The 12596-nt window shown below is 63.0% G+C and carries 14 protein-coding genes; 8 read left to right on the top strand and 6 right to left on the bottom strand.

Features of this window, described 5'->3' with window-relative positions; genetic code table 11:
- Nucleotides 1–265 precede the first annotated feature (265 nt).
- Nucleotides 266–1039, top strand: coding sequence for a DeoR/GlpR family DNA-binding transcription regulator (locus QZ522_RS00170; protein WP_294606217.1), 774 nt, complete (start codon nt 266–268; stop codon nt 1037–1039).
- Between the two features lie 8 nt (nt 1040–1047).
- Here QZ522_RS00170 and glp read toward each other — a convergent pair whose 3' ends face one another.
- The 4 genes from glp to fdhD all read right to left on the bottom strand — a co-directional run bounded on the left by glp (nt 1048) and on the right by fdhD (nt 4609).
- On the bottom strand, nt 1048–2349 hold the full coding sequence (gene glp, locus QZ522_RS00165) for a gephyrin-like molybdotransferase Glp (protein ID WP_294606303.1): 1302 nt from the start codon (nt 2347–2349) through the stop codon (nt 1048–1050).
- 151 nt (nt 2350–2500) lie between these two features.
- Entirely contained in the window at nt 2501–2992 is a 492-nt protein-coding gene (mobB, locus tag QZ522_RS00160) for a molybdopterin-guanine dinucleotide biosynthesis protein B (RefSeq protein WP_294606215.1), read from the bottom strand.
- On the bottom strand, nt 2989–3630 hold the full coding sequence (gene mobA / locus QZ522_RS00155) for a molybdenum cofactor guanylyltransferase MobA (RefSeq protein ID WP_294606213.1): 642 nt from the start codon (nt 3628–3630) through the stop codon (nt 2989–2991). Before mobA ends, mobB begins: the two co-directional genes overlap by 4 nt.
- Nucleotides 3631–3718: 88 nt before the next feature.
- A complete protein-coding gene (fdhD, locus tag QZ522_RS00150; RefSeq protein ID WP_294606210.1) occupies nt 3719–4609 on the bottom strand; it encodes a formate dehydrogenase accessory sulfurtransferase FdhD in 891 nt (296 codons plus the stop codon).
- Nucleotides 4610–4666: 57 nt separating this feature from the next.
- Here fdhD and QZ522_RS00145 point away from each other — a divergent pair, with 57 nt between their 5' ends.
- Complete coding sequence (locus QZ522_RS00145) at nt 4667–5398, top strand: AzlC family ABC transporter permease (RefSeq protein WP_294606208.1); 732 nt, start codon at nt 4667–4669, stop codon at nt 5396–5398.
- Nucleotides 5395–5721 (top strand): AzlD domain-containing protein, encoded by a 327-nt coding sequence (locus QZ522_RS00140; protein ID WP_294606205.1) that lies wholly within the window; start codon nt 5395–5397, stop codon nt 5719–5721. The genes QZ522_RS00145 and QZ522_RS00140 overlap by 4 nt, the downstream gene beginning before the upstream one ends.
- A 74-nt stretch (nt 5722–5795) precedes the next feature.
- Here QZ522_RS00140 and QZ522_RS00135 read toward each other — a convergent pair whose 3' ends face one another.
- On the bottom strand, nt 5796–6737 hold the full coding sequence (locus tag QZ522_RS00135) for an L-threonylcarbamoyladenylate synthase (RefSeq protein WP_294606203.1): 942 nt from the start codon (nt 6735–6737) through the stop codon (nt 5796–5798).
- 134 nt (nt 6738–6871) lie between these two features.
- On the opposite strand from QZ522_RS00135, the gene QZ522_RS00130 reads away from it, so the two are divergent.
- The 5 genes from QZ522_RS00130 to QZ522_RS00110 all read left to right on the top strand — a co-directional run bounded on the left by QZ522_RS00130 (nt 6872) and on the right by QZ522_RS00110 (nt 10977).
- Nucleotides 6872–8590, top strand: coding sequence for an acyl-CoA dehydrogenase (locus tag QZ522_RS00130; protein WP_294606200.1), 1719 nt, complete (start codon nt 6872–6874; stop codon nt 8588–8590).
- Nucleotides 8590–9636 (top strand): MBL fold metallo-hydrolase, encoded by a 1047-nt coding sequence (locus tag QZ522_RS00125; protein ID WP_294606197.1) that lies wholly within the window; start codon nt 8590–8592, stop codon nt 9634–9636. Before QZ522_RS00130 ends, QZ522_RS00125 begins: the two co-directional genes overlap by 1 nt.
- Before the next feature lie 13 nt (nt 9637–9649).
- Nucleotides 9650–10102 carry a hypothetical protein gene (locus QZ522_RS00120; RefSeq protein ID WP_294606195.1) on the top strand — a complete coding sequence of 151 codons (453 nt, stop codon included), beginning with the start codon at nt 9650–9652 and terminating at the stop codon, nt 10100–10102.
- A 92-nt stretch (nt 10103–10194) separates the two neighbouring features.
- A complete protein-coding gene (locus tag QZ522_RS00115) occupies nt 10195–10329 on the top strand; it encodes an aa3-type cytochrome c oxidase subunit IV (protein ID WP_294606194.1) in 135 nt (44 codons plus the stop codon).
- Nucleotides 10330–10374: 45 nt separating this feature from the next.
- The gene (locus tag QZ522_RS00110) at nt 10375–10977 is read left to right on the top strand and encodes a hypothetical protein (RefSeq protein WP_294606191.1); all 603 of its coding nucleotides are present in this window, start codon (nt 10375–10377) and stop codon (nt 10975–10977) included.
- Nucleotides 10978–11255: 278 nt separating this feature from the next.
- Here the strand turns inward: QZ522_RS00110 and QZ522_RS00105 are convergent, their stop codons facing one another.
- Nucleotides 11256–12593, bottom strand: coding sequence for a S41 family peptidase (locus QZ522_RS00105; RefSeq protein WP_294606189.1), 1338 nt, complete (start codon nt 12591–12593; stop codon nt 11256–11258).
- Nucleotides 12594–12596 lie beyond the last annotated feature (3 nt).

The following is a 12596-nucleotide window of genomic DNA, read 5'->3' as shown; positions in this document are numbered from 1 at the left end:
AATCCGCCCAAACGTCAAGAAAAGGATGTTCGTTTTCGTTCGATTTTCCCGCATTGATTGTTTTTGCTGATATTCACCTGAATCGCCGCGCAGGTCGCCGCGCACGCCCTTGCGTCGCCTGACGCACATCCACCTCCTTGACACCACATTGTTCCGTTCGAGTCAGAGGTGACTACGGCGTTTTCAGACCGCAAAGCGCCTCATCCTCTTGCGCGACAGACAAAAACGAACATAATCGAAAAAAGCCCCGCCCGAGGACCGCCGCATGTCGCAATCGTTTCGCCAACCCGATATCCTTGAAATTGCCCGTGCCGAGGGCAAGGTCACCGTCGAGGGGCTGGCCGAGCGCTTTGACGTGACCGTTCAGACCATCCGCCGCGACCTGACCGAGCTTGCCAATGCAGGCAAACTCGAGCGGGTGCATGGCGGTGCGATCCTGCCCTCTGGCGTCAACAATATCCTCTATGAGGAACGTCGCCGCCTCAACGAGGCCGCCAAGACCGCCATCGCGCGGGCCTGTGCCGCGGCCATCCCCGACGAGGCCTCGGTGTTTCTTGATATCGGCACCACCACAGAGGCCGTCGCGCGCGAACTGATTGACCACCGCAACCTGATGGTGGTCACCAACAACATGAACGTCGCGCAAATCCTGCTGGCCAACAAAAGCTGTCACATCGTGGTGGCGGGCGGTGCATTGCGGCGAGCCGATAACGGGCTTGTCGGCCATCTGACCGCGCGCACCATCGAGAATTTCAAGTTCGACTATGCGATCCTTGGCTGTTCGGCGATGGATGACGATGGCGACCTGCTTGATTTCGACATTCAGGAGGTGGTCGTCGGGCAAACCCTGCTCAACCGCTCGCGCGAGGTGTTTCTGGTCGCGGACGCCTCAAAATTCCAGCGCAGCGCGCCGGTGCGGATCGGATCCCTGCGCGATGTGCATCAGGTGTTCACCGATCAGCCCCTGTCGCCGCGTCTGGCCGAACAATGCACCGGCTGGGGGACACAGGTGCATGTGACCGGCCCCGCCCCCGATTAGCGCGCGCCTTAGCCGCGCAGAAAACTGGCAAAGGGGATATAGCGCACGCTGTCGCCGGGCTTGATCTCGGCCGCGTGGTCGGGCAGTTCGACCAGCCCTTCGGCCCAGCTTAGCCCGCTGATACGGCCAGAGCCTTCGGATTTGAACACCTCGGCACGCCCCTCGCGCATCCGCGCGCGCAGATATTCGCGCCGTCCGGGTTTCTTGCGTTTATCGAAATTCGCTGGCACGTCAAAGCCTTGCGGCTCGAACCACCCGGAGCCCGACAAACAGGCCATCGCCGGGCGCGCGAACACAAGCGCACAGACAAGCGCCGCGACCGGATTGCCCGGCAACCCGAACACCGGCGTTCCGCGCCAGACCCCAAGCGCCAGAGGCCGCCCCGGTTTGATCGCGATCCGCCACTCTGCCATCGCGCCTGTCTCGTTCAAAAGCGCCGATACATGGTCTTCGTCGCCCGCCGAGGCCCCACCCGACGTCAGGATCACATCCGCCTCGGTCGCGCCACGATCAAGTGCGCGGCGCAGCGTCTCGCGGTCATCGGGCACCTTGCCAAGATCAACCACCTCATAACCGAAATCGCGCACAAGCGCGCTTAGCATCGGGCGGTTGGCATCAAAAATCTTGCCTGCCTGTGGGACCTGCCCGGCCTCGACCAGTTCATCCCCGGTTGAAATGATCGCCACCCGCAGCGGCAGGCACACCTCTAGCCGCGCCACCCCCACCGCCGCGCAAAGCGCGAGATCGGCAGGCGTCAGGACACGCCCCGGCGCAAGAATGGTCTCGCCCTCCCCCACATCCTCGCCCGCCCGCCGGGTGTTGGCCCCCGGCCTGATGCCTGCACGAAAGACGATCTCGCTGTCGCCAACACTGACATCCTCTTGCAGGATCACCGTATCAACACCTTTCGGCAGGGCCGCCCCGGTCAGCACCCTGACCGCATGCCCCGGCGGCACCTCGCCCACATAAGGCACCCCCGCCGCCGCGCGGCCCGCAAGCAGTGGCAAGGTCTGATCGCCTTCACCGAGGCTGTCAAAGGCGAACCCATAGCCATCGACCGCCGTATTGGGATGCGGGGGATTGGCGCGGCGCGCCGTGACAGGCGCGGCAAGCACCCGGCCCCGCGCATCCGACAATTCAACCCGCTCGCGCCCCACCACGACATGCAGCCGGTCACGCAACAGCGCCAGCGCCTGCTCTGCCGGGGTCCAGTCCACACCGCCCGGCAGGGCAAAGCAATCGTCGCGCAGTGGCGGCGGTTTCAGCCCCTCCGCCGTGCGACGCAAATCATCTTCATGGCCAAGCCCCATGGTACAGCCCTCCTCGGGTGCCTTCATCGCAAACATGGCCGCCAGCTCCGCGCGAGGCAAGCGCTCAGGCGGCGGCACAGGCGGTTGAGCATCGGTGGTTCCATGCCAGCCCCGCCCGACCAGTCACCCATCGCAAGTCGGTCCAATCGGATCAAAGCCCAACCTCAGCCAGGATGAAATCAGCGATTGCGACCGTGTCATCAAGATCGAAAACCGGCCGGTCAAGATCAAGCGGGCTGTCGCTTGCAACCGCGCGGATGGTCGGATCACCTTTTGCAATCAAAGGGTTGCCGGTCTCTGCGCGAAACGCCTCGATCTTGGGATGGCTGTCGCGTTTATAGCCCTCGACCAGCACAAGATCGACCGGCGCCAGCTTGTCCAGCAACACCGTTAGCGACGGCTCCTCCTCATCGCGCAACTCATGCATCAGGGCAAATCGGTTGCGCGAGGCCAGCAAAACCTCGGTCGCACCGGCCACACGGTGGCGGTGGCTGTCCTTGCCCGCGTGATCCACGTCAAAGGTATGATGGGCGTGTTTCACCGTTGAAACACGGATGCCACGTTCGGTGATCTCGCTCACGAGCCTCTCCATCAACCCGGTTTTGCCCGCGTTCTTCCAGCCCGTCACGCCGTAAAGCCTCATGTCCCTGCCCTTAATCTGTCCCGCGCCTGTTCAAGGTCTTCGGGGGTGTTGACATTGAAAAACGGATCGCCCGCATCTTCGAAAAGCGCCTCGCGGCCATTGTGTTTGTCGGTCCAGATGACCACCTTGCGCAGCCCCTCGGTGAGGGCGGCGCGCAGATCATGGCGCAACGCCACCGGCCAGAGCCCGAAGGTCGGATGCCGGATCAGGCCTGAGCCGGTCATGGATTTCGTCTCTTGCGCGCCGCGCGGGGTCGCGGCCAGAACAAGCGGTTGGGTCATGCCCTCCGCCGCCAAAAGCAGGCGCGCCACCAGATCGGACGGGAAAAACGGCGTATCCGCCGCCACGGTCACGATTGTCTCGGCGCCCTGCCCGGCTGCCCAGTCAAGTCCGGCCAGCACCCCCACCAAAGGCCCGGCAAATCCCTCGATGCTATCCGCCAGAACCGGCAGGTCAAACCCTGCGAACCGCTCCGGGTCGCCATTGGCGTTGAGCGCAAGCTGTGCCACCTGCGGATCAAGCCGCGCGACCACATGATCAAGAATGGTTGCAGATCCGAGCGGCAACAGTCCCTTGTCGCCGCCGCCCATACGGGTCGCCTGCCCGCCTGCGAGAATGACACCAAGCGGTTGTTTCATCACTGCCGGCCCCGCCACAGGCCCAGAAAATCAGCCGAATTTTCTGATACATTTTCTTCAGCAAAGAAAATGTCCCGCGCCCGGACGGTCATGTCGGGGCCCCCTTGCGACGGTATTTGTGATCCTCTTCGCCCACCGCTTCGGGATCAGCGTCCCGCAAAAGACGCTCTTCCCCCGAAAGACACACGAACCGCTTGCCGCGCATCCGGCCAATCAGGGTCAATCCCACCTGACGCGCAATCTCCACCCCCCATGCGGTAAAGCCCGAGCGCGAGGCGAGGATCGGAATGCCCATCATCGCCGTCTTGATCACCATCTCGGATGTCAACCGCCCGGTGGTATACAAAAGCTTGTCGCCTGCCGAAACGCCCTCGCTCAGCATCCAGCCCGCGATTTTATCAACCGCGTTATGCCGGCCGACATCCTCCATATAGACCAGCGGCTGCGCGCCCTGACACAGCACCGTGCCATGGATCGCCCCCGCCTCGAGATAAAGCGAGGGGGTGCGGTTGATCTGCGCCGCCAGCGCATAGAGATCCGAGGTTTTCACCTCCACGGCGGGCAGGCGAACGCCCTCCAGCCCCTCCATCATGTCGCCGAATACGGTGCCCACGGCGCAGCCGCTCGTCCGGGTCTTCTTCTTCAGCTTCTCTTCATAGGTGGTCTGCCCATCCGTGCGCACCACAACGGTCTCGAGATCCTCGTCGTAATCGACACCCCGGACCACTTCGTCGTTGGCCAGCATCCCCTGATTGCGCAGGAAGCCGAGCGCCAGGTATTCCGGGTAATCGCCAATCGTCATCGCGGTCACGATTTCCTGACCGTTCAGGAAAATCGTCAAAGGCCGCTCTTCCACCACGGAAATGCGCATCGGCTGGCCTGTGTGGTCCTCCCCCTCGACGGCCCGCGTCAGACGCGGCGCATCGGGGTCGGGCGCGATCAGGTAACCGGACAGATCATCGCTCAAGGCCAATTGCATCTCCTCCTTGCATTGGGTACGCCCGTCAGGAGCGCAAAGGCAACTTAGGGGCAAGCGGTGCCAAGGCAAACCACCAAATCGATTTATTGGCAAGGCGTCCGCGATGGCGCCCCCTTTATTCTTGTGATCATCCCGTTTTCACTGCTCTTCGGCGTTGTTGCCACAGAGGCGGGCCTGAACGTCCTGGAAACGCTAAGCTTCTCGGTCCTCGTCATCGCGGGCGCGGCCCAATTCACCGCCCTTCAGCTTCTCTCGGACGGCGCACCCACCGCGATTGCGCTGATTTCGGCTTTGGCGGTCAACCTGCGCATGGCGATGTATTCGGCCTCTCTCACCCCCTATATTGGCGGGGCAACATTGGGACAACGCGCGCTGGCCGCCTATTTCACCGTCGATCAAAGCTATACCTGCGCGATCGTGAAATTCGAGGCCAACCCCGGCTGGTCAATCCCGCAGCGGCTCTCGTATTTCTTCGGCGTGGTCACTCCGATCTGCCCGCTCTGGTACGTCTTTACCCTCGTCGGCGCATTGGTCGGAACCTCTATCCCACAGGGGCTGGCGCTCGATTTCGCTCTGCCGATCACATTTCTTGCGATGATTGCCCCGATGCTGCGCACACCGGCCCACATGGCGGCGGCCTTCGTGTCGGTCGCCCTCTCGCTGGTCTTTGCGTTTCTGCCCTATAACCTCGGCCTGTTGATCGCGGGCCTCTCCGCCATGATGACCGGCGCCCAGGTCGAACGGATGCTCGAGCGGCGAATCGCCCCGCCCAGAGAGGGCCAATCATGATTGACAAAACAAGCCTCTGGATCGTGATCATCCTCTTGGGCCTCGGCAGTTTCGGCCTGCGTTTCGTATTCACCGGGCTGATCGGCGACCGCCCCCTGCCTGTCTGGATGCTGCGCCATCTGCGCTATACCGCCGTGGCTGTTCTGCCGGGCCTGGTGGCGCCGCTTGTGGTCTGGCCCGCCGCCACGGGCGGAACCCTTGACGCCCCCCGGATGGTGGCGGCACTCATCACGCTGGCGGTGGGATATTTCACCCGCAACGTGATCCTCGCCATCACCCTGGGCGCGCTCGCGCTTTATGGCGGCCTCGCCCTGTTCGGCTAGCACCCTGCAAACAGCTTCTTCTTGGCACATACACTCCGGGGGAGTCGCGCCCTGCGCGACGGGGGCAGCGCCCCCTACTCCCTCGGGGCCGCTGCACGTCGCAAGCGGTCGTTGATCGCCCGCCCCAGCCCACGGTCGGGTATGGGCGTGACCGCGATCACGCGCGCCCCTTGTGCATCAAGCGCATGCAGGTGGTGAAACAGATTGGCCGCGGCCTCGGTCAGGTCGCCGGAAACCGACAGGTTAAGATCGGCCTCGACCGCACCAAACCCAAGCAGGACCTCCCCCTCGCGGCGCTCGGTGGCGTTCAGGCGCACAAGCCCCCCCGGCGCGTAATGCGATTGCATCTGCCCCGGCGCGCTTACCGGGTCGCCCGCCCCGTACAGGCGCAAGGGCTGTCCCAGGGCCGCCTCGATCGCCTCGACAGGAAGCCCGCCGGGCCGCAACAGCGTCGGCGCGCCCGCCAGCCCCAGAATTGTGGATTCCACCCCGACCGGACAGGCCCCGCCATCGAGAACGGCCTCGATCCGACCGGACAGCCCGGCCAGCACATGCCCGGCCTCAGTCGGGCTTATCCGCCCCGAGGGATTGGCCGAGGGTGCCGCCACCGGCCCGCCGAAGGCCGCAAGCAGGCCCTGCGCGACCGGGTGATCGGGCATACGCACCGCCAAAGTCGCCAGGTCGGCGGTCACCAGCGGCGACAACCCTGTCCCCGGCTTCAGCGGAAGCACAAGTGTCAGCGGCCCCGGCCAGAACGCACCTGCCAAAGCATCGGCCTCAGCATCCCATTCAACATAGGCTTTCGCGGTTTCGATGCTGTCCACATGCACGATCAGCGGATTGAAGCGCGGCCGCTCCTTGGCCTCGAAAATCCGGGCCACGGCATGATCCTGGCGCGCATCCGCACCCAGCCCATAGACCGTCTCGGTGGGAAACGCGACAAGTCCCCCGCTGCGCAAAATCGCCGCAGCCCTTGCAAATCCCTGTTGATCAGGCGAAAGACATGCCGTTTCCACGATGACGTGACCCCTTATGACGCGGCGTAGCGGTTGAAGGCAGGCCACGATTGATTACGCTTTGATTCAAGGTAAGTTCCATATAGGGGCGCGGCCCGTCTGCCAAGTCGCCCCACCCATGTCAGGAGATTTCAATGCCTTATCGCGCCCCGGTCGAGGAGTATCAGTTCCTGTTCGATCATGTTGTCGATCTGCAAAAAGTTGCCGCCACGGACCGTTTTGCCGAGGCGAGCCCCGATATGACACTCGCCATTCTGGGCGAGGCTGCGCGCATGTGCCAGGATGTGCTTTATCCGCTGCAACGTCCGGGCGATCTTCACCCGGCACAGCTTGAAAACGGCATCGTGCGGACCTCGCCGGGATACGGCGAAGGCTACCGCGCAATTGCCGACGGGGGCTGGGTCTCGATAAGCGCCAGCCCCGAACATGGCGGCATGGGCCTGCCGATGACGGTGACGGCGGCGGTCAATGAAATGATGTCCTCTGCCTGCCTTTCGCTTCAGCTCAACCCGCTGATGACCCAGGGCCAGATCGAGGCGCTGGAACATCACGCCAGTGACGCACTCAAGGATATCTACCTGCCCAAGCTGGTCAGCGGCGAATGGTCCGGCACCATGAACCTGACCGAGCCGCAGGCCGGCTCGGATGTCGGCGCGCTGCGCTCAAAGGCCGAGGACAATGGCGACGGCAGCTATGCGGTCACCGGTCAGAAAATCTATATCAGCTGGGGCGACAACGACTTCACCGAAAATGTCTGTCACCTCGTGCTTGCCCGCCTGCCCGACGGGGTGCCCGGCACCAAGGGGATAAGCCTTTTCCTGGTGCCCAAATTCATCCCCGACGAGAACGGCGCGCCGGGGCGGGCCAATAGCCTCAAGGTGGTGAGCCTTGAACACAAGATGGGCCTGCACGGCAGCCCGACCGCCGTGATGCAATTTGACGGCGCCACCGGCTGGCTGGTGGGCAAACCGCATGACGGGATGCGCGCGATGTTCACCATGATGAACAACGCCCGCCTAGGGGTCGGCGGTCAGGGCATCGGCGTCGCCGAAGGCGCCTATCAGCACGCGCTTGCCTATGCGCTCGATCGCAAACAGGGCCGCACCCCGGTCGAGGGCGGCACCGGCACGATCATTGATCACGCCGATGTGCGCCGCATGCTGAGCACGATGAAGGCGGATATCTTTGCCGCGCGCAGCATCGCGCTTACCTGTGCGGCGGCCACCGACATGCAGACCGCAACGGGCGATGCGGCATGGGCCGCGCGTGCCGCCTTCCTCACGCCGATTGCCAAGGCCTTTGGCACCGATACCGGCATGGCCGTTTCGGAAATGGGCGTTCAGGTGCATGGCGGCATGGGCTTTATCGAGGAAACCGGCGCGGCGCAATATTATCGCGACGTGCGCGTCACCGCGATCTACGAGGGCACCAACGGCATTCAGGCAATGGACCTTGTCGCGCGCAAGCTCATGGATGGCGGCGAGGCGGGCTTTGCCATCCTCGACGAAATCGAGGCCCTGGCCGAAACCGCACGCGGGCAACTTCCCGATCTTGCCGAACCTGTCTGGCAAGCCACCGAGAGCCTGCGCGAAGCGATGGAATGGATGCTGGGCAACAGCGACCTCAACCAGAGGTTTGCCGGGGCCACGCCATTCCTGCGCGGCTTTGCGCGGGTGCTTGGCGGGCATTTCCACCTCAAGGCGGCGCTCGCCGAGGGCGGCACCGGCGCCCGGACGCGCCTTGCGCGGTTCTACATCACCCGGCTTTTGCCGGAACATGCCGGGCTATTGGCCCATGCCACATCCGGCGCCGACGACCTTTACGCCCTTGGCACCGAGGACCTTGGCGCATGATGGACGGCGGTACAGGGATCATCCGTTACCCCTGGGCGGAACCGCCCGCGCCGGGCGAGGCGACCACCGTGGCGCCTGGCGTGCTCTGGCTGCGCCTGCCGCTGCCGATGGTGCTTGATCATGTCAATGTCTATGCGCTTGACGAGGGTGACAGCTGGACCATCGTCGACACCGGGATCCATAATAAACGCAGCGTGACCCTGTGGGAGACCCTGCTGGCCGGGCCGCTTGCTGGCAAACCCGTCGCCCGCGTGATCCTGACCCACCACCACCCCGATCATATCGGCATGGCGGGCTGGCTCATGGATCGCTTCGGCGCCGAACTTTGGACGACGCGCACCTCCTGGTTGCTGTCGCGGATGCTGATCCTCGATGTCGAAGACAAACCGACCCCGCAGGCGCTGGAATTCTGGCGCAGGGCCGGAATGACCCCCGATGTGTTTGAGGCCCGGCGCGCCGAGCGGCCCTATAATTTCGCCGATATCTGTTACCCGCTGCCGGTGGGGTATACCCGGATGCAAGAGGGCGACGTGATCCGCGCGGGCGGGCGTGACTGGGATGTGCGGCTTGGCGGCGGGCATGCCCCCGATCACCTGACCCTCTGGAGCCGCGATGACGCCCTGGTCATCGCCGGCGATCAGATCCTGCCCTCGATCAGCCCCAATATCGGCGTCTATCCGGCCGAACCCGAGGCCGACCCGCTGGCCGACTGGCTGAGAGCCTGTGATCGGCTTGCCAGCTTTGCGCGTGAAGATCATCTGGTGCTTGGCGGGCACAAGCTGCCGTTTACCGGGCTGCCGATGCGGATGCGACAGCTTAGCGAAAACCACCACGGCGCTTTGGCGCGCCTGCGCGATCACCTCAAGACCCCGCACACCGCCGCCGAGTGTTTCCCGCAGCTCTTCAAACGAAAAATTGATCACGACACCTATGGGTTGGCCCTTGTCGAGGCGGTTGCGCATCTCAATCATATGCATCAGGCTGGCGAGGTCAGACGCTGGCGCCGCGACGACGGGGCCTGGCTCTGGCAGGTATGTGACAGTTGAGAGGAGTGGAAACATGGACGACAAGATAAGCACCTCGGCCGAGGCCGCAGAGGCCCATGCGATACCGCGCTGTCACGAAGTCCACTCCGATCCGGATCAACCCTGTATCGGCGCCGCCGCCAAGGCTCTTGCCGACAAGCCGAGCGACAAGAAAAGCCCGGCGCAATGGGCCTATGAGCGGCTGATCCTCTATATCCAGAACTTTGAAAAAACCCTCGACGAGGAACACGAGGTGGCAATGGGCTTTGTCGGCGGCAATGCCGGGGTTCTGCGGATCGAAGGCATGGGATATTTCGACCCCGACATCGTGACCTTTTATGGCGCGGATGCCAGCGGCGCGCGTACCCAGCTTGTTCAGCATGTCGGCCAGCTTAGCGTGACGCTGCGCGCCCTGCCGAAACCGGCGGAAGTGGCGGCACCCAACCGCATTGGTTTCCGTCTTGCCGAAGACCTTGCAAAAGCTTGATCCCCTGCGGCAGCTTGGGTGGTGACAGCCCCCGACAAATACAGTATCCAGCCGCGAGAGACATAAATTCAGTTAAGAAAGAGGATACCCAAATGGCCGATCACAAGCATGGTGAGATGGATATTCAGGTACAGCAAAAAACCTTTGACGGCTTTGTCAAAGCAGTCACATGGAGCGTTGTCGTCATCATCGGCGTGCTGATCTTCATGGCTTTGGTCAACAGCTGAGGCGTTAAATCGCCGACTGGCGGGCAGTAAGGTAAAGGGGGTCGGATGCGGGGTTGGATGCTGGCAATCGCGGCGGTGTCGATGATGGCGGGCTGCGCCGCCGAATCGGTCTGGGCCCCGGATGAGGCCGTGTCACGCGCCGCTTACCGGCATGACGGGCCGCCGCGCCTGACCCTGTTCACCATGCTCAACAACCACAGCGATGCGGGCGCCCATACCTCGTTGATGATCAACGGATCGCAACGGGTGATCTTTGACCCGGCGGGATCGTTCAAGCACGAGACAATCCCGGAACGCAACGACTTGCTTTATGGCATCACCCCGCCGGTGGCCGATGTCTATACCCGCTATCACGCACGCAAGACCTATCGCGTGCGTATTCAGCGCCTCGATGTCTCGCCCGAACTGGCAGAACGCGCCATCGCGCTCTCCAAGGCCGCAGGCCCGGTGCCCTCGGCGCAGTGTTCGCTTTCGACATCCCAGATCCTCGCGGAGCTGTTCCCCGGTCAGGTCGGCAGGTCCTGGCTTCCGCGCAGAACCTCAGACGAATTTGGCGCCATTCCCGGTGTAACCACCGAAGAACTCTATGAATATGACGATGACGACAACAGCAAGGTGTTGCGCGCCTGGACCCCGCCGAAAACCTGAGCGCGGAGGCTAGACCAAGGCCCACGACAGGGCATCACCGGGCGAGCAGGAGTGAACTGGCGGCTGGCAAACGCGACCGATTGCGCGCCGCCCCCACCCATTCAATATGTCCACCCCAAGATCTGCAGCGCGGGACGTGGTGGCCTTGTCGCTGCTATGTGCACGCCCAAACTGTGGGTTTTCCAATCAGGCTTCTGCTTCAGGCTCATAATGGCACCGGATCACAAAAAAGGCCCTGTCCCGATCGGGACAGGGCCTTTCAATGTCTGGGGGAACGTTTAGTTTGCGCCACCCATCACCGACAGGCCGCGCAGGATATCAATGGCATAGGCCAGCTGGTAATCCTCTTCGCGCAGCTTGGCCGCCTCTGCGGCGCGTGCGCGATCCTCTTCGATCTGTTTGATCTCATCCTCGGTGAGGCTGTCATTTGACAAGCGCCCACGCAGGTCCGCCTCGGAGCGGTCGGGCCGGGTTGTGGCGGCCTCATCCTCTTCGGTGGCCGGGGTGCGGCGCGGCTGTTCCACAAGGATGTCGGGGCTCACGCCAAGCGCCTGGATAGAGCGGCCCGACGGCGTGTAATAGCGCGCCGTGGTCAGGCGCATCGCCCCATTGCCACGCAGCGGCATCACCGTCTGAACCGACCCTTTGCCAAAGCTCTTGGTGCCGACAACGATCGCGCGGTGGTGATCCTGAAGCGCCCCGGCGACGATCTCGGAGGCACTGGCAGAGCCGCCGTTGATCAGCACGACAATCGGTTTACCATTGCTCAGATCGCCCGGCGTCGAGTTGAAACGCTCGCCATCCTCGGGGTTGCGCCCGCGGGTGCTTACGATCTCGCCCTTGTCAAGAAAGGCATCCGACACCTTGATCGCCTGATTCAAAAGCCCGCCGGGATTGTTGCGCAGATCAAGAACGATGCCGCTGACGTTGTCCTCGCCGCCCAGTTCTTCGATCTTCTCGGCAAGCCCGGCCTCAAGGTTGGGATAGGTCTGTTCGTTGAAGGTGGTCACCCGAAGCACCACGGCACTTTGTTCGACGCGTGCACGGACCGCCGTAAGCTTGATGGTGTCGCGAATGATCGACACATCGAAGGGTTCGGCCGTGCCTTCGCGCACGACGGTAATGATGATCTCGCTGCCCACCGGACCACGCATCAGGTCGACGGCATCGTTCAGGGTCAGGCCAAGAACGCTTTCACCATCGACATGGGTGATGAAATCGCCCGCTTCGATACCGGCTTGGTCGGCCGGGGTGCCATCCATCGGCGAGACGACTTTGACAAAGCCGTCTTCCTGCGTCACCTCAATGCCAAGACCGCCAAATTCGCCACGGGTCTGCACCTGCATGTTCGCTGAATCGTCCGGCGACAGATAGCTTGAATGCGGATCAAGCGAGGTCAGCATGCCGTTGATCGCCGCCTCGACCAGATCCTTTGTATCGACTTTCTCGACATACTGGGCGCGAATCCGCTCGAAGATATCACCGAAAAGATCAAGCTGTTCGTATACGTCGATAGACTCGGTCGCTTCCTGCGCCAAAAGCGGTGCTGCCACCTGGGTTGTCACCACAACGCCGGTCAGAATACCGGCCGAAGCGGCCATCAGGAATTTTTTCATGTT

Origin of the sequence: uncultured Roseovarius sp. (assembly GCF_913054395.1) — a bacterium.
In the GTDB taxonomy this organism is placed as follows: Bacteria; Pseudomonadota; Alphaproteobacteria; order Rhodobacterales; family Rhodobacteraceae; genus Roseovarius.
Note: the sequence above shows the minus strand (reverse complement) of the source record. Positions and strands in the feature narration are given on the sequence as shown.

Excerpts from the sequence above, each read along its gene's own strand:
- QZ522_RS00140 (WP_294606205.1), top strand. The coding sequence starts at position 5,395 with ATGATTGACAAAACAAGCCTCTGGATCGTGATCATCCTCTTGGGCCTC.
- mobA (WP_294606213.1), bottom strand. The coding sequence starts at position 3,630 with ATGAAACAACCGCTTGGTGTCATTCTCGCAGGCGGGCAGGCGACCCGT.
- QZ522_RS00130 (WP_294606200.1), top strand. The coding sequence starts at position 6,872 with ATGCCTTATCGCGCCCCGGTCGAGGAGTATCAGTTCCTGTTCGATCAT.
- glp (WP_294606303.1), bottom strand. The coding sequence starts at position 2,349 with ATGGGGCTTGGCCATGAAGATGATTTGCGTCGCACGGCGGAGGGGCTG.
- QZ522_RS00120 (WP_294606195.1), top strand. The coding sequence starts at position 9,650 with ATGGACGACAAGATAAGCACCTCGGCCGAGGCCGCAGAGGCCCATGCG.
- QZ522_RS00115 (WP_294606194.1), top strand. The coding sequence starts at position 10,195 with ATGGCCGATCACAAGCATGGTGAGATGGATATTCAGGTACAGCAAAAA.
- QZ522_RS00170 (WP_294606217.1), top strand. The coding sequence starts at position 266 with ATGTCGCAATCGTTTCGCCAACCCGATATCCTTGAAATTGCCCGTGCC.
- fdhD (WP_294606210.1), bottom strand. The coding sequence starts at position 4,609 with ATGCAATTGGCCTTGAGCGATGATCTGTCCGGTTACCTGATCGCGCCC.
- mobB (WP_294606215.1), bottom strand. The coding sequence starts at position 2,992 with ATGAGGCTTTACGGCGTGACGGGCTGGAAGAACGCGGGCAAAACCGGG.
- QZ522_RS00105 (WP_294606189.1), bottom strand. The coding sequence starts at position 12,593 with ATGAAAAAATTCCTGATGGCCGCTTCGGCCGGTATTCTGACCGGCGTT.
- QZ522_RS00110 (WP_294606191.1), top strand. The coding sequence starts at position 10,375 with ATGCGGGGTTGGATGCTGGCAATCGCGGCGGTGTCGATGATGGCGGGC.
- QZ522_RS00125 (WP_294606197.1), top strand. The coding sequence starts at position 8,590 with ATGGACGGCGGTACAGGGATCATCCGTTACCCCTGGGCGGAACCGCCC.